The sequence below is a fragment of the Proteiniphilum sp. LBM24028 genome (genome assembly GCF_056629195.1).
The window spans coordinates 1,232,777-1,249,799 of the sequence record NZ_CM152817.1 but is presented as its reverse complement, the minus strand read 5'-3'; the positions used below and the strand labels follow the sequence as shown (position 1 = coordinate 1,249,799).

General features: G+C 45.4%; 16 protein-coding genes and 1 tRNA gene. 8 read left to right on the top strand and 9 right to left on the bottom strand.

What is annotated here, in order from left to right:
- The first annotated feature begins 91 nt into the window (after nt 1-91).
- The 4 genes from AC1HCU_RS04905 (at nt 92) to AC1HCU_RS04890 (ending at nt 5,221) form a co-directional block, all read left to right on the top strand.
- On the top strand, nt 92-2,152 hold the full coding sequence (locus AC1HCU_RS04905; protein ID WP_480369753.1) for a TonB-dependent receptor plug domain-containing protein: 2,061 nt from the start codon (nt 92-94) through the stop codon (nt 2,150-2,152).
- A complete protein-coding gene (locus AC1HCU_RS04900; protein ID WP_480369750.1) occupies nt 2,149-3,321 on the top strand; it encodes a DUF5074 domain-containing protein in 1,173 nt (390 codons plus the stop codon). The genes AC1HCU_RS04905 and AC1HCU_RS04900 overlap by 4 nt, the downstream gene beginning before the upstream one ends.
- A 152-nt stretch (nt 3,322-3,473) precedes the next feature.
- Nucleotides 3,474-4,418: a PKD domain-containing protein gene (locus AC1HCU_RS04895; RefSeq protein ID WP_480369747.1), complete on the top strand. Its 945-nt coding sequence runs from the start codon at nt 3,474-3,476 to the stop codon at nt 4,416-4,418.
- Nucleotides 4,419-4,474: 56 nt separating this feature from the next.
- Entirely contained in the window at nt 4,475-5,221 is a 747-nt protein-coding gene (locus tag AC1HCU_RS04890) for a DUF4465 domain-containing protein (protein ID WP_480369745.1), read from the top strand.
- Between the two features lie 101 nt (nt 5,222-5,322).
- Here the strand turns inward: AC1HCU_RS04890 and AC1HCU_RS04885 are convergent, their stop codons facing one another.
- The 5 genes from AC1HCU_RS04885 to purB all read right to left on the bottom strand — a co-directional run bounded on the left by AC1HCU_RS04885 (nt 5,323) and on the right by purB (nt 11,783).
- Nucleotides 5,323-5,733, bottom strand: a complete 411-nt coding sequence (locus AC1HCU_RS04885) for a hypothetical protein (RefSeq protein ID WP_321721953.1) — start codon at nt 5,731-5,733, stop codon at nt 5,323-5,325.
- Between the two features lie 69 nt (nt 5,734-5,802).
- The gene (gene lepA, locus AC1HCU_RS04880; RefSeq protein WP_480369742.1) at nt 5,803-7,590 is read right to left on the bottom strand and encodes a translation elongation factor 4; all 1,788 of its coding nucleotides are present in this window, start codon (nt 7,588-7,590) and stop codon (nt 5,803-5,805) included.
- Nucleotides 7,591-7,605: 15 nt separating this feature from the next.
- On the bottom strand, nt 7,606-9,003 hold the full coding sequence (asnS, locus tag AC1HCU_RS04875; protein ID WP_480369739.1) for an asparagine--tRNA ligase: 1,398 nt from the start codon (nt 9,001-9,003) through the stop codon (nt 7,606-7,608).
- A 152-nt stretch (nt 9,004-9,155) separates the two neighbouring features.
- A complete protein-coding gene (locus AC1HCU_RS04870) occupies nt 9,156-10,316 on the bottom strand; it encodes a pseudouridine synthase (protein WP_480369737.1) in 1,161 nt (386 codons plus the stop codon).
- Nucleotides 10,317-10,439: 123 nt separating this feature from the next.
- Nucleotides 10,440-11,783 carry an adenylosuccinate lyase gene (gene purB, locus AC1HCU_RS04865; protein ID WP_480369734.1) on the bottom strand — a complete coding sequence of 448 codons (1,344 nt, stop codon included), beginning with the start codon at nt 11,781-11,783 and terminating at the stop codon, nt 10,440-10,442.
- A gap of 324 nt (nt 11,784-12,107) precedes the next feature.
- Between purB and AC1HCU_RS04860 the strand changes: the two genes are divergently transcribed.
- Nucleotides 12,108-12,182: transfer RNA gene (locus AC1HCU_RS04860), tRNA-Val, on the top strand.
- A gap of 401 nt (nt 12,183-12,583) precedes the next feature.
- On the opposite strand, the gene AC1HCU_RS04855 is transcribed toward AC1HCU_RS04860, so the two are convergent.
- Both AC1HCU_RS04855 and AC1HCU_RS04850 read right to left on the bottom strand, forming a co-directional pair.
- Nucleotides 12,584-12,763 (bottom strand): hypothetical protein, encoded by a 180-nt coding sequence (locus AC1HCU_RS04855; RefSeq protein WP_480369731.1) that lies wholly within the window; start codon nt 12,761-12,763, stop codon nt 12,584-12,586.
- Between the two features lie 128 nt (nt 12,764-12,891).
- Nucleotides 12,892-13,137 (bottom strand): hypothetical protein, encoded by a 246-nt coding sequence (locus tag AC1HCU_RS04850; protein WP_480369730.1) that lies wholly within the window; start codon nt 13,135-13,137, stop codon nt 12,892-12,894.
- A gap of 221 nt (nt 13,138-13,358) precedes the next feature.
- On the opposite strand from AC1HCU_RS04850, the gene AC1HCU_RS04845 reads away from it, so the two are divergent.
- Genes AC1HCU_RS04845 through AC1HCU_RS04835 form a run of 3 tightly spaced genes read left to right on the top strand, consistent with a single transcriptional unit; the run spans nt 13,359 to nt 14,059 of the window.
- Nucleotides 13,359-13,613 (top strand): helix-turn-helix domain-containing protein, encoded by a 255-nt coding sequence (locus AC1HCU_RS04845; RefSeq protein WP_480369727.1) that lies wholly within the window; start codon nt 13,359-13,361, stop codon nt 13,611-13,613.
- Nucleotides 13,614-13,628: 15 nt separating this feature from the next.
- Nucleotides 13,629-13,886 (top strand): type II toxin-antitoxin system RelE family toxin, encoded by a 258-nt coding sequence (locus AC1HCU_RS04840; protein WP_480369725.1) that lies wholly within the window; start codon nt 13,629-13,631, stop codon nt 13,884-13,886.
- A complete protein-coding gene (locus AC1HCU_RS04835; protein WP_294068208.1) occupies nt 13,883-14,059 on the top strand; it encodes a hypothetical protein in 177 nt (58 codons plus the stop codon). The genes AC1HCU_RS04840 and AC1HCU_RS04835 overlap by 4 nt, the downstream gene beginning before the upstream one ends.
- Before the next feature lie 363 nt (nt 14,060-14,422).
- On the opposite strand, the gene AC1HCU_RS04830 is transcribed toward AC1HCU_RS04835, so the two are convergent.
- Complete coding sequence (locus AC1HCU_RS04830) at nt 14,423-15,418, bottom strand: sensor histidine kinase (protein WP_480369721.1); 996 nt, start codon at nt 15,416-15,418, stop codon at nt 14,423-14,425.
- Entirely contained in the window at nt 15,419-16,777 is a 1,359-nt protein-coding gene (locus tag AC1HCU_RS04825; RefSeq protein WP_294072828.1) for a sigma-54-dependent transcriptional regulator, read from the bottom strand.
- Nucleotides 16,778-17,023 lie beyond the last annotated feature (246 nt).

Here is a 17,023-nt window from a genome sequence, read left to right as displayed (position 1 = left end):
TCGGGGAATAAAGCATGAAGACGACACACAATTACTTTATTTACAACGTGTTTCATTTTCATCATGCTTTACCGAAATCAATTCGGTATAGATGAATTCGTTAAAACTGATATTATTATCTCTGATCGTAGTTATTCTGCCAGTCACTGTTTATTCTGCACGGGCAGTTACATCCCTCCAGCCTGTGGATGGTATGATGAATCTGGCCGACAGCCTTTATCTGCCGGAGGTAGTGGTATCTGCAAAAGCCAACAAAGAGATTATTCCCGCACAAAAGCTTTCAGGAAATGAGCTGAAAGGGCTGAACAGCTTATCCATAGCCGACGCCATCCGGTATTTCTCGGGTGTCCAGATCAAGGATTATGGTGGTATAGGAGGTCTGAAAACGGTAGATATCCGCAGTATGGGCAGCAACCACATGGGTGTTTTCTATGATGGAATTCAGTTGGGTAATGCCCAGAACGGGCAGATTGACCTGGGCAAATACTCACTCGATAATTTGGAGTCGGTTACCCTCTACAACGGCCAGAAAAGCGAGATTTTTCAATCTGCCCGGGATTTCGGCTCCTCCGGTTCCATCTACCTGCGTACGCGCTATCCCCGTTTCGAAAATGATAAAAACTACAACCTCAGGGGAATCCTCCGATCGGGCTCGTTCGGATTAATCAATCCCTCCCTTTTGTGGGAACAGAAACTCTCTTCCTCACTCTCCGCAACCTTTAACACGGAGTGGATATCGGCAAATGGCAAGTATGCATACCGTTATAAACGGATACACCCAGTCACCCACGAACTGGTTTACGACACCACAGCCACCCGGGAGAACGGCGATATGAATGCATTAAGGCTTGAAGGAGGATTGCATGGATTTGTGCCTTCCGGAAACTGGAACCTGAAAGCTTATTTTTACTCCTCGGAACGGGGTATTCCCGGCGCCATCGTAAATAATGTATGGAAGCGATCACAGCGGCAATGGGACAAGAATTTCTTTACCCAGGGTTCGTTCCGGAAATCTATCTCACCACGATATGATATCCTGGTAAACGCGAAATATGCCCATGACCGGATGAGGTATCTCAATCCTGATACCACCCTGATGTATATCGATAATTCCTTCACCCAGCAGGAGGCATATCTTTCTTTGGTGAACAAATTTGCACTGTTGAGCAACTGGGATATCTCCCTCGCGGCGGACTGGCAGTGGAACGGGCTTCAGTCGGACATTGACGGCTTCAGGGAACCTACACGCTACAATACCCTCATCGCGGCGGCTACAGCGGCAGATTTTGATAAAGTCACGCTGCAGGGTAGCATCCTCAGTAGTTGGGTCATCGAAAGTGTTGCGGGAAATAAGCAGAAACGTTCAGTCCAAGAACAGCTCTCCCCTGCCCTGTTTCTCAATTATAAACCTCTCGACTCACACAACCTCAATATCCGTGCTTTTTACAAGCAAAGTTTCCGGATGCCTACCTTCAACGATCTTTACTATACCGATATAGGCAACGCAGACCTGGATCCTGAGGAAAGTTATCAGTATAATCTGGGAGCAGCCTATGACAAATCTTTCCGTCAGTTGGTCATACGTCATTGGGAGATAAAGGCTGATGCCTATTTAAACAGAGTCACCAATAAGATCATTGCAGTTCCCAAAGGAAATGGCATGTACCGCTGGATGATGACAAACCTGGGACAGGCGGAGATTAAAGGTGTCGACCTGTCGGCTTCTGCCATTTTGGAAGTGCACAGGGAGTGGCTGCTAAACCTGAGAATAACATATACCTACCAGCAGGCCCGCGATCTCACCCGGCGCCCCAACAAAGAACTGGAGAAAATCACCTATGGAGGCCAGATTGCCTATATTCCGTGGCATAACGGGTCACTCGTAGCAGGCCTGCAGTATCGTCTCTGGCAACTTAACTACAGCTTTATCTACGTGGGTGAGCGATATCGCTCTTCTGCAAACACGCCTGAGAATTATGAACAACCCTGGTACACCAGCGATCTGTCGCTGAGTCGCTCCTTTACCCACGATCGGTTCGACAGCAAACTCACACTCGAAGTCAACAATCTGTTCAGCCAGGACTACGAGGTAGTACTCAACTACCCGATGCCCAAAAGGAATTATAAACTAACCCTCACCGTTGAAATATGAAGAAACAGGCGATCACCATATATTTGTTTGTCGTTACACTACTGCTGGTTTCCTGCCGGAAAGATGTGGAACTGTTGCTGTCGGAGGTGACTTTCACCGATCCCGGAGCATCGGCTGCCGGTCGTTATGCCGGTCTCTACCTGCTGAACGAAGGGAATATGGGAAGCAACAAGGCGACACTCGACTTTTACGATTTCGTAACCGGAAATTATCGCCGGAACATTTATGCGGAAAGAAATCCTTCCGTACCCAAGGAGCTGGGCGATGTGGGTAACGATCTTCAACTCCATGGCAGCCGCTTGTATGCAGTAATCAACGCCTCCAATAAGATTGAGGTCATGGATGCTCGCACAACCGGGCGCATCGGACGGATAGAGATTCCCAACTGCCGTCACATCACCTTTCACGAAGGATATGCCTATGTTACGTCCTATGCCGGCCCCATAGAGATAGATCCCGAATACAAGCAGAAAGGATACGTGGCCAGGATAGATACAGCCACCCTTGAGGTGACTGGAACATGTGTGGTAGGCTATCAGCCGGATGGTATTGCTGTGTCCGATGGAAACATCTACGTTGCCAATTCAGGCGGTTACCGTGGAGCAGGCAAGTCGATGAATTACGAAAGAACAGTCTCCGTAATATCCATTGCTACATTCAGGGAGACCGCCCGGATTGATGTGGATATGAATCTGCACCGGATAAAAGCAGATAGCCGGGGAGATCTCTGGGTCTCCTCGAGAAGCGATTATCACAATTCTCCCTCCCGTCTTTATTTTATCGATCACCGGAAACAGGCGGTGACTGACACCATTGACCTGCCGGTTAGCAATTTCGCTTTCGCAGGCGATTCGCTATACCTTATCGGCATGGATGAATCCGTCCAAAGAGCAAACAATTTCTCCATCGTGGACATGGCGACCAGGGAAGTGGTAAACTCGGCCTTTATCTCCGACGGCACGGAGAAAGGATTTGAAACTCCTTACGGAATCACGGTTCATCCGGAAACAAGGGATATTTATATTACCGATGCAGGAGATTATATCAATCCCGGATATCTCTATCGATTTGACCGGGAGGGTAAAAAAATGTGGAGTATGCAGACGGGCGATATTCCGGCTCACTTTGTTTTCCTCCCCAAAAATACCTATATCCCTTCATTCCGGTAGTACGTAAAAGAAGGGACCATTAGGAGATTGAATAATTAACAATATTGATAAATTTCTACAATATGAAACGGGCATGTAAATTATTTACGCACAAGCACATGATTACAGCCAGTTCCATGTGGCCATGATGTAAAAATATAAAATATAAATAGATGAAAACAAGTATAAAAAATCTTATTTTATTGTCTTTCTTCTTGTCGATCTCCTTCCTGATCGGCTGCAGAGAGGAACGCGACAATATCGGGGAGATCGAAGAGCCGCAATATTCGGCTTATCTCACCCGTGTATTTGAATACACACCGGCACCCGGACAATTTGTGAATAAACTTCCGGAATACGCAGCGGGAGACACACCTGCCTCCATGGCCGCAAAAGCAGAAGTGGCCATAGCCGGAGGCAAAGAAGGACTTATCACGTTGGGCGGATACGGAGGATACGTGGTGGTGGGGTTTGATCACACCATTGAGAATAAGAGCGGAAGAGCAGATTTTGTCGTTTTTGGGAATGCATACAACGGAAATAGTGAACCGGGCATTGTAATGGTCTCCGTGGACAGTAATAAAAACGGGATGCCGGATGATACCTGGTATGAACTGGCCGGTAGCGAATATAACAATGCTGAGTCCATTCATAACTACGCCATCACATACTACAGGCCAGACGAAAACAAAACTCCTGTACCACACAGCTCGCTCTCTTATGTGACCGATGCCACCTACATCGGGTGGAATGCCGGAGAGCATGGCGAAGGATTCATCTACAAGCTTGAATTTCATCAGCAAAGCTACTACCCGCAGTGGATCAATCAACCGGAACTGAAGTTCACTGGAACCAGGCTACCCGACAACGTCACGTCGACAGAGGGGATCTATCTGCTCCAATCGTATGAATGGGGATATGCAGACAATGTGGCAAATAACGATTCCAGAGCACAACTCGATATTGACTGGGCAGTAGACGCGGCAGGCAACAAAGCAAACTTAACAGGGATTGATTTTGTAAAGATATATACTGGCGTCAACCAGTTTAACGGACGCATCGGGGAATCATCTACCGAGGTTTCGGGCGTGGCAGATTTGCATCTGTTGCAGAAATAAGTGTTTATTGATCATTAAGATATAAAATATTTATCATCAAATAATTTAAATTAAAAATGAAAAAAAATCTGTTTTATCTGTTATTTATCTCAGCATTGCTGCTGGTTTCCTGTGAAAATGAAGAGATGACCATTACGAAGGTGATGGATCTGGAGAACAAACTAACTCAGCCTGAAACCGAATGGACCGGTGATAAATCGGGAACCGAAATTCCGGGAGAATGGGGATCCGTCTGGAAAAATCAGTTTAGTGACAACGGTAGTATCTTTCTGTTCGATAATTATTTCTCCGATTATGCTTGGGGTGGCTTTATGTACACCAATAAGAGTGATGTCACAACCGCCAGCTATACAAACAACAGTGCGATCACCGGAAAAGCCCACACGGGAAAGGTGTATCTCACTGCAAATAACACTGAATTCAATCCGGCAGTGGTCTCATTCAAAGATGGTAAAACATACCGGGTGAAAGGAATGTATATTACCAACAGTACCTATGCTTACCTCTCAATGAAAAATGGGGATCAGTTCGCAAAAAAATTCAGCGAAGGAGATTGGTTCAAGCTTGATATTTACGGGAAAGATATCTCTGGAAATGACAGCCAGTCAGTTTCTGTTTATCTGTCTGATTTCAGAAACGGAAAAAAAGAGATATTAAATGCATGGAAGTGGGTTGAACTTTCTGGCCTTGGTGAACTGAAAAGCCTTCATTTCAATCTTACGTCTACCGACAATGGCAACCAGGGGATGAATACTCCCGCCTACTTCTGTATCGATGATCTGACCATCTTAATGGAAGAATAAAAAAATCTGCACCCAAAGTGCAGATTCTCTCTACTTTTATTATTTTGATAGAAAGGCATTCCAAGTGATTGGCGTGCCTTTTGATTTTGGCCGGTACGAGCTTACCGGCTATGTGTCCTGGAATCATATTCCACGGCATTGCCTGTATTACTGTCAGAATATGGAATGAGTCTCTCTTTTCTTTTCAGATAGAATATCTCTGTTTCATCTTTAGAGTCACGTACTATCTCAATCAACTCGAAGCCCTCTTTGCTGAGCATGTTCAGTACGGCGATCATCCCGTTAAAGGAGATGGCACGACGGCGATTGTCGGTGATCTGCGGAGTACGTCCACCCTGACCCCAGTCGACCCGCACCGTGTTCTTCGAGCTCAAGAGCGGTCCCGAGTCGGACCAGATACGAATATAGTCGGCATCCAGCTCCCTTATCGGTTTTTCGTTCACATACTGTGCCCGGGCAAAAGTAATGCTGCCCGTCACCATCAGTACCAGTAGGAATAATTTTGTCTTCATAGTTCTCACTATTTTAAGTTGGTTATGTATCGAGAGTGATAAGCGTTAATCTGATTGCTAATCTCTGTTTTAATCCAGTTTAAGTACAGCAAGGAATGCTTTCTGCGGCACCTCCACATTACCCACTTGTTTCATCCGTTTCTTGCCTTCCTTCTGTTTTTCGAGCAGTTTACGCTTGCGGGAAATGTCGCCACCATAACATTTGGCCGTCACATCCTTGCGTACTGCCTTCACCGTCTCGCGGGCGATGATCTTGGCGCCGATAGCTGCCTGGATGGCAATATCGAACTGCTGGCGTGGAATCAACTCCTTCAGTTTCTCGCACATGCGCCTTCCGAAGCTTTGTGCATTGTCGAAATGAGTAAGTGTGGAGAGTGCATCCACCGGTTCGCCATTGAGCAGAATATCAAGCTTCACCAGCTTCGAGGGGCGGTAGTCGTGCATATGATAGTCAAAAGATGCATATCCTTTCGAAATGCTCTTCAGCTTATCGTAGAAGTCGATCACGATCTCACCGAGAGGCAGGTCGTAAATAATCTCCACCCTGTCTCCGGAAATATAATCCTGTTTGATCAGCACGCCCCTTTTTCCCAGGCAGAGTGTCATTATGGGACCGATGTAGGTGGTGTTGGTGATGACCGAAGCCCGGATAAAAGGTTCCTCGATTCGTTCGATGAGTGTTGGATCGGGAAGGCCGCTTGGGTTGTGCACCTCTTTCATGTTCCCTTTTTTATCATAAATCCTGTATGATACGTTGGGTACTGTGGTGATCACATCCATATTAAACTCACGCTCGAGTCGTTCCTGAATGATTTCCATATGGAGTAATCCCAGGAAGCCGCAGCGGAAGCCAAAGCCCAGCGCCACCGACGATTCAGGCTGAAATGTAAGCGAGGCGTCGTTCAGCTGTAGTTTCTCCAGTGAGGCACGAAGATTCTCGAAATCCTCACTTTCAATGGGATAGACGCCCGCAAAAACCATCGGTTTCACCTCCTCGAACCCTTCGATACTTTTTGCAGCCGGACGTTTCACATGGGTAATGGTGTCACCCACCTTCACCTCTTTCGATGTTTTGATACCGGAAATAATATAACCCACATCACCACATCGTACCTCCTCGCGCGGCACCATGGTAAGGCGTAGGATACCCACTTCGTCGGCCTCATATTCCTTGCCGGTATTGATAAACTTTACCAGATCGCCTTTGCGGAGGGTACCGTTCACAATCTTGAAATAGGCAATGATACCCCGGAATGAATTGAAGACGGAGTCGAATATCAGCGCCTGCAAGGGCGCCTCGGGGTCGCCCTGTGGTGCGGGAACCCGTTCGATGATAGCACGCAGGATCTCTTCGATACCAATGCCGGTCTTTCCGCTGGCACGGATGATTTCCTCGCGGGGTGTGCCCAGCAACTGTACAATCTGATCTTCCACCTCATCTGGCATGGCACTGTCCAGGTCAATTTTATTAAGTATGGGAATGATCTCCAGATCATGTTCAATGGCCATGTACACATTGGAGATAGTCTGTGCCTGAATACCCTGCGCCGCATCTACTACCAGCAGAGCTCCTTCGCAGGCAGCAATGGAACGTGATACCTCATAGGAGAAGTCCACGTGTCCTGGAGTATCAATCAGATTGAGGGTATATTTTTCCCCTTCATGAATGTACTCCATTTCAATGGCGTGGCTCTTGATGGTGATCCCCCTCTCCCGTTCCAGGTCCATGCTGTCGAGCACCTGTGCCTGCAGCTCCTTCCCTTCCACGGTTTTGGTAAACTCCAACAGACGGTCGGCCAGGGTACTCTTGCCATGGTCAATATGCGCGATAATGCAAAAATTACGTATATTCTTCATTAATTTTTTTCGAACTTAAAATTCCGCATTGTTTGGCGTGCGCGGGAATGGGATCACATCACGGATATTGGCCATGCCGGTGATAAAAAGCATCAGCCTTTCAAAGCCAAGTCCAAAGCCCGCATGGGGTGCAGTACCAAACTTACGTGTTTCCAGGTACCACCAGATGGGTTCTATATTCATGCCTGTCTCCTCCACCCTGCGCAGTAGTCTGTCATGATCGGCTTCCCGTTCCGAACCGCCGATGATTTCTCCGATTTTCGGAAAGAGCACATCCATTGCGCGGACCGTTTTACCGTCGTCGTTCTGTTTCATGTAAAACGATTTGATCTCCTTGGGATAGTCGGTCAGGATCACCGGGCGTTTGAAATGCTTCTCCACCAGATAACGTTCATGTTCCGACTGGAGGTCGGCACCCCAGTAAACCGGAAATTCGAATTTCTCTCCCGATGCCTCCAGTATCTTCACCCCTTCGGTATAAGTGAGTCGCACAAAATCATTTTCCACCACAAACTTCAATCGGTCGATCAGTTCTTTGTCGTACATCTTTGCGAGAAATTCAATATCTTCCATGCAATGATCCAGCGCGTAGCGTATCAGGTATTTCAAAAACTCCTCTGCCAGATCCATGTTGTCGTTGTTGTCATTGAAGGCAACCTCCGGTTCAATCATCCAGAATTCGGCGAGATGTCGTGGTGTGTTGGAGTTCTCGGCACGAAAGGTAGGGCCAAAGGTGTAGATGGCACCAAGCGCCATGGCCCCCAGCTCCCCCTCGAGCTGTCCCGATACGGTGAGGTTGGTCTGTCTGCCGAAGAAATCTTCGGTAAAATCAACCTTCCCTTCCGCATTACGTGGCAGCTTGTCGGCATCGAGCGTGGTTACCTCAAACATGGAACCGGCCCCCTCTGCATCTGAAGCCGTAATGATGGGCGTATGGAAATAGTAAAAACCCTTATCGTTAAAAAACTTGTGGATGGCGTATGACATGTGGTGACGCATCCGGAAGATGGCGCCGAACGTATTGGTGCGTGGGCGCAGGTGGGCGATTTCGCGAAGGAATTCAAGAGAGTGTCCTTTTTTTTGCAACGGGTATACTGCAGGATCGGCTTCACCGTAGATTTCAATTTCGGTGGCCTGTATCTCCACCGACTGTCCCTGTCCCTGCGATTCGACCAGCTTGCCGTTCACATTGAGGCATGCACCGGTAGTAATGGGTTTAAGAAACTCTTCACCAAACTGCGATATATCAATCACAATCTGTATGTTATTTATGGTTGATCCGTCGTTTAAAGCGACAAATCCCACATTTTTGTTACCTCTGCGGGTGCGCACCCACCCCTTGATGTTTACTTCTTCGCCAAAGTTGGCAAGCTGTAAAGCTTCCGAAATTTTTGTTCTTTTAAGTTGTTTCATATTCAACGCTGTCTCCCTTGCGGGAATGATGCTATATCTGTGTTCTCCCTTCTTTTCAGAAGAAATGAGTAATCAGTGAATAATTGACCGGCAGGTCAATGGAGCCCTGCGTTTTTTCGGATACAGGGGAACCGGTTTATTTAGGTGAAATGTTAATCAAACGCACCCATGCGCAACATATTTACTTCCTGTTCCGAGAGGTAACGCCATTTTCCGCGTGACAGTTTTTTCTTGGTCAGCCCGGCAAAATAGACCCTGTCGAGTTTCAATACCCGGTAACCCAGTTTCTCGAACATGCGGCGCACCACACGATTCTTGCCGGAGTGAATTTCAATACCTACCTGAGTAAGATCCTCTTCCGTGACGTAGCTGATGGCATCGGCATGAATCTCTCCATCTTCCAGCTCAATTCCGTCGGCGATAGCCTGCATATGCTCCATGGCCACTGGCTTGTCGAGCCACACCTGGTAAATTTTTCTTTTTTCGTATTTTGGATGTGTTAATTTTGATGCCAGATCTCCGTCGTTAGTGAGCAGAAGTACACCGGTCGTAGCCCTGTCAAGGCGACCCACAGGATATATTCGTTCGGAACAGGCACTTTTCACCAGTTCCATTACCGTCTTGCGGTTTTCAGGGTCATCGGTGGTAGTTACAAACCCTTTTGGTTTGTTTAACAGGACATAAACCTTACTTTCCAGTGTCACCGGCTGATTATGAAACATTACCGAGTCTGCACGAGTGATTTTCGTTCCCAGTTCGGTCACGACCTCTCCGTTCACCTTTACCACACCTGCCTGGATGAACTCATCCGCTTCACGGCGTGAACATACTCCAGCATTGGCAAGGTACTTGTTGAGCCGTATCGGTGCATTGGGATCGGCATTTTCTTTATACTTGATCTGCTTGAAAGGCTTTTTCTTCTTCAGTTTTTTGGGGCCTGTTACCGATTGATTATTTCTGTTTTGCGGTTGATTTCCCCAGCTGCGGTTACCATATTCTCCTCCGGGTCCCCTTTGCGGTGACTGAATACGTTCTCCTACTCTCGGTCGGCGTTTTCGTGGAGCTCCTTCATTCTCCCCATATGTATTTCTTTGTTGCGAGTCGTTCCAGTTCTGATTATAGGAACGCTCCGGCGTACGATATCCTTCCTGTCGAGGTCTCCGTTCATAACCCTGATTCCGGTTATACGAATCATAATTCTGACTCCGGTTAGGTGAATCGTATCCCTGATTTCTGTTGGGTGAAGCGTGTCTCTCATTGTTCGCGCTGCTGAAACTCCTCCTCGGGCGCGATTCTTCGTTGTTTGTTGTCATGTTGTTTTCCTTTTTGTTTTGAATAATGAAACCTCACGGTTTTTTTGTTTTCCTAAAACACTCCGGTATGTTATCGGTGAACAACCGAGCCGGACTCTCCATAAATTTTAATTTTCTTTTCGCTTAAATACCTGTGTAAGTTTGTGGCGTAATTGATTTTAACTCCTGTTTTACCTGTTCGTCTATCGCCAATTCGTCGATAAATGCTGAAATAAGTTCTCTTGTAATTTGTCTGTTTGTCCGTGTGAGACCCTTCAGAGCCTCATAAGGTTTCGGATATCCTTCCCTTCTCAATATGGTTTGAATACCTTCGGCAACCACTGCCCAGTTATTCTCCAAATCCCTTTCTATAGCATCTCTGTGTAATAACAATTTACCCAGTCCTTTTGTTGTACTTTTCAAGGCAATTATTCCGTGTGCAAGGGGAATGCCGATGTTGCGAATTACGGTGGAGTCGGTAAGGTCGCGCTGCAACCGTGAGATGGGCAACTTGGCCGACAGATGTTCCAGTAGTGCATTTGCAATACCGAGATTGCCTTCTGCATTCTCAAAATCGATGGGATTCACCTTATGAGGCATGGCCGATGAACCCACTTCACCCTCCTTGATCTTTTGTTTGAAATATTCCATCGAGATGTACTGCCACATATCGCGGCAGAAATCGATGAGGATCGTGTTGATTCTTTTCAGACTGTCGAATGAAGCAGCCAGTGCATCGTAATTTGAAATCTGAGTGGTGTATTCCTCCCGTTGCAGATTGAGTTTATTACTCAGAAAATCTTCCGCAAACCTTTTCCAATCCGTCGTCGGATAGGCCACCTTGTGTGCGTTGAAATTACCCGTGGCACCGCCGAACTTTGCTTTTGCCGGGATATGCCGCAATACCTCCAGCTGGTTGTCGAGCCTGTAGGCGAACACCTTCATTTCCTTCCCCAGCCGGGTGGGCGATGCCGGCTGTCCGTGGGTACGTGCCAGCATGGGGATATCCTTCCAAGCTTCGGCGTAAGTCTCAATCTGAGCAATGAGACTCTCCAGTTCCGGGATATAGACTGCTTTAAGGGCTTCCTGCCACATCATGGGTGTGGCCGTGTTATTGATATCCTGCGATGTAAGCCCGAAGTGGATAAACTCTTTGTAATCTGAGAGCTGAAGCTGATCGAATTTTTCCTTTAAGAAATATTCCACTGCCTTCACATCATGATTGGTGATTTTCTCAATATCCTTGATCTTCAATGCATCTTCTTCATTGAAATCTTCGTACAATGCACCTAACTTTGCAAACAGTTGTCGGTCAATCTTCTTCAGCGAAGGTATACCTGCTTCACAGAGTGCGATAAAGTATTCCACTTCCACTCTCACCCTGTATTTTATCAATGCATATTCCGAGAAGTAGCCGGCAAGCTCTTCAGTTTTATCCCTGTACCGTCCGTCGATGGGCGAAATGGCTGTCAGTTTGTTCAAGTTCATTGTTTGTCGCGCAAGCGTTTAAATCAATTTCTGAATGGCGGGAAATCACTTTACTGCTCATTCACTTTTTTCATTGTAGCTGTGACCTCTATAAAAAAATGCAACTCCCCTGTTTTCACGATACAAAAATAGTGATAATTATAGAGTCGGAAAAATTTTTATAAAATTATTTGCGAAATATTTTGCAGGAAAACAAAAAGAGTCTATCTTTGCATCACTTTTTCAGAAAGCAGCCTCCGGGAGCGGAAAGGAACACTGAAAAGGAAGTCCGGTAAGTGAATCATACAAGAGGCACAGAAGTATCCGGGATTTTATTGAAAATTGGGGCGATTAGCTCAGCTGGTTCAGAGCGCCTGCCTTACAAGCAGGATGTCGGCGGTTCGAATCCGTCATCGCCCACCCAATTCCATAAACGGTTTCAGGAAATTTTCTGAAGCCGTTTTTTTGTTGGGTTATACATAGGTTATACATTTTCAAAAACATCACTATTCATTATTACCTTATTACATCATTCAATTTAATTCCACGGCAACAATTATTTATAAGTGTATTTATTACATTCTTGTTCACGCGTGAACAGACTTGTGTATCACCAAACTGTTTCCAGTAAACGTTTTCAGCAATATTTTTCATGTTCACGCTTTTTTCGTGAACACCGTGAACGCCGTGAGCACAAAAACACGCCGTACAACACACCACGTCTCTAAAATCGTTTGCGTCAAACATTCTCGCTGTTTTCATCCTATAACCAAACATAACCATCCCAGGTGTGGCGGTTATTATCGGGCAAAGACAAATATTTATAGGAGCAGATTCTTGTCGAATGTTTGTAGGTTTTCGTCGCTTAACCGGAAGTGACCGTTACGTCCATTTCCCTTCCTAACCAACCCGAATTGACCGTCATTGATCAGGAATAAAATGTGTTTTAGGCTATATCCGTACATCTCTGCAACCTGCGTGGTAGTGTAAAACTTTTTCATGATGCATTTGTTTGGTGAATAATAATCTGAGCTCAAATATATAAAGTTTTTAAACAACCGCCCCTATTTTCACAAACAAGGGCGGTAAAATTAAATTATACTTCTCATGGAAGATTTGCTTTTTTGGTCTATATTTCTGTAACGCCAACCCTCATTAAATTCTCGTGGATCACATTGGACATAAGACGTATTATTTCATCTTGCACTTTCCCAATAGCTGTCCAAAGCGGATCCATGTCCTTTTCTATGGCTGTCTCATTTGAATCACCCCAGAATTTAAACATTTGCTCTAGAACATTGTCGCCGACCTCTTGTGTCATCCGGTGGGCTACCAGAAACTCCTTTGTTGTACTCGATAATGTCACGTTTCTCATTTCTGAAGATTTTTTCTGTGTTTTAATAATTGGATTTTGTTCCATAGCTTTTTATTTTAAATGTTACTATCAAAGAATATTGATTGCGCAAATATAAATCAATTACTTTACATAAAACCATAAAATGTAAATAAATTCTTATCTTTAACATAATTTAGTAAAGTAGTTAGTTGACAAGGCAAGCATTTACGTTAACTTTGTACTTAACAATCAGATCGTTTATGCTGAAAATTAAAGCAATATTAAAAGATAAAGGTCTCACCATTCAGGAATTGGCAGATATGCTCGGTATATCCCGCGTCGGTCTAAGTCAACAAATAAACGGTTCTCCCCGGCTGGATAGTCTTCAAAAGATTGCCAACGCCCTCGAGGTTGATTTGCTTGATCTATTTGAAGACACCCGGCGGAACAAACCGAAAGAAAAGTATATTTGTCCTCATTGCAAGAAACCCATAAGCATAGAAATCAAACAATAATTCATATATTTGCATATGTATTCTATAGAATTCACCCGTAACGCCTTGAAAAGTCTGAAAAAGATAGATCTCGTTTATCAACGGTTGATAATTGAAAAGATAGAGGCACTTCAGATAAATCCGCACGAAAGCGGTAATGTCAAGGCCTTAAAAGGTGTAAACGGATATTATAGATTGAGAGTTGCGGATTACAGGGTTATATATGAACTGAACAACAACATGCTTGTTATATTGATAATTGACATTAATCACAGAAAGGACGTTTACAGATGAAAACAGCACAATTGAAAAAAGGAGTAATCCAAGCCTTCGAGGCGATATTAAGCGAACTGACCGCAAGTGACATAGAAGATATACAGGATAAGCTGACCGTGCAACTGCATAAGTTGACTGACGACGGAAAACGGTACTCGTTGGATGAAGTAAAGAAGCAATTAGCAATATAGTATGCATTGCCATATACCCAACCGGAGCCAGCAACTCCGGTTTTTTTGTGCCCGAACTGTAGGACTGATATAATTCCGGTAGTCGCGAAAAGTAATCGCTTTCTCTCTTTTTCCCATCTCAATTATCTATTTTAGGTTATACATAGGTTATACAAATTTACAAAAATACCGCAAATTAACCAAATCTATAAAGTATAATATTTTTTTAATTACCTGATATGCAACTAAATAAAAAATAATGAAAACTGTTAAAACCTATTGCGTCACGCCTTACAAGCAGGATGTCGGCGGTTCGAATCCGTCATCGCCCACCCAATTCCATAAACGGTTTCAGGAAATTTTCTGAAGCCGTTTTTTTATTAGTTACTCCGGAAATTCAACCAGGAAGCGGGTACCGTGATTGTCTGATTGTACAGACATTTTTCCCCTGTGACGAGTTACTATTTGTCGGCACAAACTTAAGCCAATTCCAGAACCTTTGGCTTTCGTGGAGTAAAATGGAATGAAGATCTTATCCAGCGCTTCGGGCGCGATTCCTTGTCCGTTATCAGACACCGTTATTTGTATACTGTCTCCAACATGTTCAGCCCATATCTCAATTTTGGGTGCATCTATTCCTTCGCACGCCTCCTTTGCATTTTTCAACAAGTTCAGCAATAGCTGCTCCATCATATCTTTGTCGGCTTTCAGAATCAGTTGCTCGGGATATACTTTAAAAGAGAATGCGATGCCGTACGTGGAGGTCAGTTGTTGCAACGAGGATAGCATCGGCCGTATTGCGATAGGTTGCAACGAAGGCTGTGGCAGTCGGGTAAGCTTACGATAGTTCTCCACGAAATAGAGCAGCCCCCTACTCCGCCGGTGAATGGTCTCCATTGCCTGCTTCATTACCCGGTACCCCTCCGAATCATTTCCTTTATCAATCTCCCTTTCTGCCAATGTCTCCGAAAGGGAGATAATGGGTGCGATGCTATTCATGATCTCGTGTGTGAGCACGCTAATCAGCTTTTGCCATGCTTTGGTCTCCGCCTCTTCCATCATGGAGTCGTAGGTACGACTTCTGAACATCTCCAGAGCCTCGTTCATCTCTCTCATCAGCCTGTCCAGTTCATCGTTGGAGTGGTTTACTCTGAAATAGGTCGAAAAATCGGCATGGCGAATCCCGCCAATCATGCGCTCCATCCTTTCAATCAGTCTCTTTCTGTCGTCATGGATAGAAACGGCAAAAGCAACCACCCCTGCCAGCATCAACGCCGCAGAAAAATAGAACCCTTTTACGCACAACCAGGCTCCGGTCAGCGATAACAGCACGAGGGCCGTTATTTTCAGAAAGTAACTATGTTTAGACCTGATTTTCATTTATAATCCATACTTTTCAATCTTCCGGTACAGTGTAAAACGGGATACGCCGAGCAGTTCCGCTGCCCGATTCATATTACCCTCCGCTTGAAGCAGTGCATGCTCAATAGCATTCATTTCAAGCTGCTCCAGGTTCAGATTCAATTCTTTCTGTTTCTTCGCAGTCGGTTTTAGTACAAAATTCTCCGGAGTAAGCGTGAATCCCGAAGAGAGGATCACTGCCCTCTCCATGGCATGCTGCAGCTCCCGCACGTTTCCCGGCCAGGGATATTCTTTCAGCTTGCGCATGGCTGCGATCGAAATATTTCGGCTATCCTTCTTGTATTTCTTTTTGTATCGATCATGGAAAAAGTTTGCGAGAAGTTCTATATCTTCTCCCCTCTCTCTGAGCGGAGGAATATGCAATTCAATGGTATTTATCCGATAAAGCAAATCCTGACGAAAATCTCCGTCGGCCACCATTTTATGGATATCGGCATTCGTCGCACAAATAAGTCGCACGTTAATCGATACAGGTTTCGTGGATCCCAGCCTGTTAATCTGCTGCTTTTCGATCGCACTCAACAGTTTTGCCTGCATAGGAGGTGTCAGGTTTCCGATCTCATCCAGAAAGAGCGTGCCTCCGCTAGCGATCTCGAATCTACCCGGCTTCTCATGTTTGGCGTCGGTAAAAGCTCCTTTCTGATGTCCAAACAGTTCACTTTCGAACAATTGTTCCGGAATAGTACCCAGGTCGATTTGCACGAATGGCTTCTCTGCCCGTGGGGAAGTCCGGTATAGCAGGTTTGCAAAAAGATCCTTCCCCGTTCCGTTCTCTCCCAGAATAAGGATGTTCGCGTCGGTATCCTTCAGCTTCTCTACCGTTTCCAAGAGTGACCGAATGACATCGCTCTCGCCAATTATTTCCGGGTAGGCACAATTGCTCTCCAGGGCGGCAACCTGTTGTCTGAGTTGCGTAACCTCGTGGCGGCTCTTTCGCAGCTCCACTGCCGAAGCCACCGTGGCCAGCAGTTTCTCCCGCTCCCACGGTTTCGGGATAAAGTCGGTCGCCCCCTCTTTTATTGCACGCACCGCCTTCTCCATGTCCGCATAAGCCGTGATAAAGATCACCACCATATCCGGATCAGCTTTCTTTATCTTCTTAAGCCAATTAAAGCCCTCCTGACCGCTGTCCGCATCCTTGTTGAAGTTCATATCAAGCAGGATTACGTCCGGCTCAAAACTCTGCATAAAATGCTCAATCCGCTCAGGCTTGGTCGTTACCTTGATTTTATCTACGTGCGGTTGCAACAGCAGATTCAGCGCGAAAAGAATATCTTCGTTGTCATCAACAATTAATATTTTGCCTTGCTTTTGCATTATTTTACTCAACTTTGAAATAACACGCCTCCAACTTTGAAAGATCCAGTTCTCAATTTTGAAATATCCTGTCCTTTTAAAGCATTCTCCAAAGATATGTAAAATAGCCATTGGATGTATGTGCGAATACGAACTTATTTTGTGCGAAAACGAACAGTGAAGCAATCGACGTCTTTTATATAACATCTAAATATCAGCATCTTACCTGTTTGGCATGTACTTTGTTTACATAAAATCGGGAATCTG

Bases quoted from the DNA above. Each gene is read 5' to 3' on its own strand.
- AC1HCU_RS04905 (WP_480369753.1), top strand. From the start codon at position 92: ATGAATTCGTTAAAACTGATATTATTATCTCTGATCGTAGTTATTCTG.
- AC1HCU_RS04900 (WP_480369750.1), top strand. From the start codon at position 2,149: ATGAAGAAACAGGCGATCACCATATATTTGTTTGTCGTTACACTACTG.
- AC1HCU_RS04895 (WP_480369747.1), top strand. From the start codon at position 3,474: ATGAAAACAAGTATAAAAAATCTTATTTTATTGTCTTTCTTCTTGTCG.
- AC1HCU_RS04890 (WP_480369745.1), top strand. From the start codon at position 4,475: ATGAAAAAAAATCTGTTTTATCTGTTATTTATCTCAGCATTGCTGCTG.
- AC1HCU_RS04885 (WP_321721953.1), bottom strand. From the start codon at position 5,733: ATGAAGACAAAATTATTCCTACTGGTACTGATGGTGACGGGCAGCATT.
- lepA (WP_480369742.1), bottom strand. From the start codon at position 7,590: ATGAAGAATATACGTAATTTTTGCATTATCGCGCATATTGACCATGGC.
- asnS (WP_480369739.1), bottom strand. From the start codon at position 9,003: ATGAAACAACTTAAAAGAACAAAAATTTCGGAAGCTTTACAGCTTGCC.
- AC1HCU_RS04870 (WP_480369737.1), bottom strand. From the start codon at position 10,316: ATGACAACAAACAACGAAGAATCGCGCCCGAGGAGGAGTTTCAGCAGC.
- purB (WP_480369734.1), bottom strand. From the start codon at position 11,783: ATGAACTTGAACAAACTGACAGCCATTTCGCCCATCGACGGACGGTAC.
- AC1HCU_RS04855 (WP_480369731.1), bottom strand. From the start codon at position 12,763: ATGAAAAAGTTTTACACTACCACGCAGGTTGCAGAGATGTACGGATAT.
- AC1HCU_RS04850 (WP_480369730.1), bottom strand. From the start codon at position 13,137: ATGAGAAACGTGACATTATCGAGTACAACAAAGGAGTTTCTGGTAGCC.
- AC1HCU_RS04845 (WP_480369727.1), top strand. From the start codon at position 13,359: ATGCTGAAAATTAAAGCAATATTAAAAGATAAAGGTCTCACCATTCAG.
- AC1HCU_RS04840 (WP_480369725.1), top strand. From the start codon at position 13,629: ATGTATTCTATAGAATTCACCCGTAACGCCTTGAAAAGTCTGAAAAAG.
- AC1HCU_RS04835 (WP_294068208.1), top strand. From the start codon at position 13,883: ATGAAAACAGCACAATTGAAAAAAGGAGTAATCCAAGCCTTCGAGGCG.
- AC1HCU_RS04830 (WP_480369721.1), bottom strand. From the start codon at position 15,418: ATGAAAATCAGGTCTAAACATAGTTACTTTCTGAAAATAACGGCCCTC.
- AC1HCU_RS04825 (WP_294072828.1), bottom strand. From the start codon at position 16,777: ATGCAAAAGCAAGGCAAAATATTAATTGTTGATGACAACGAAGATATT.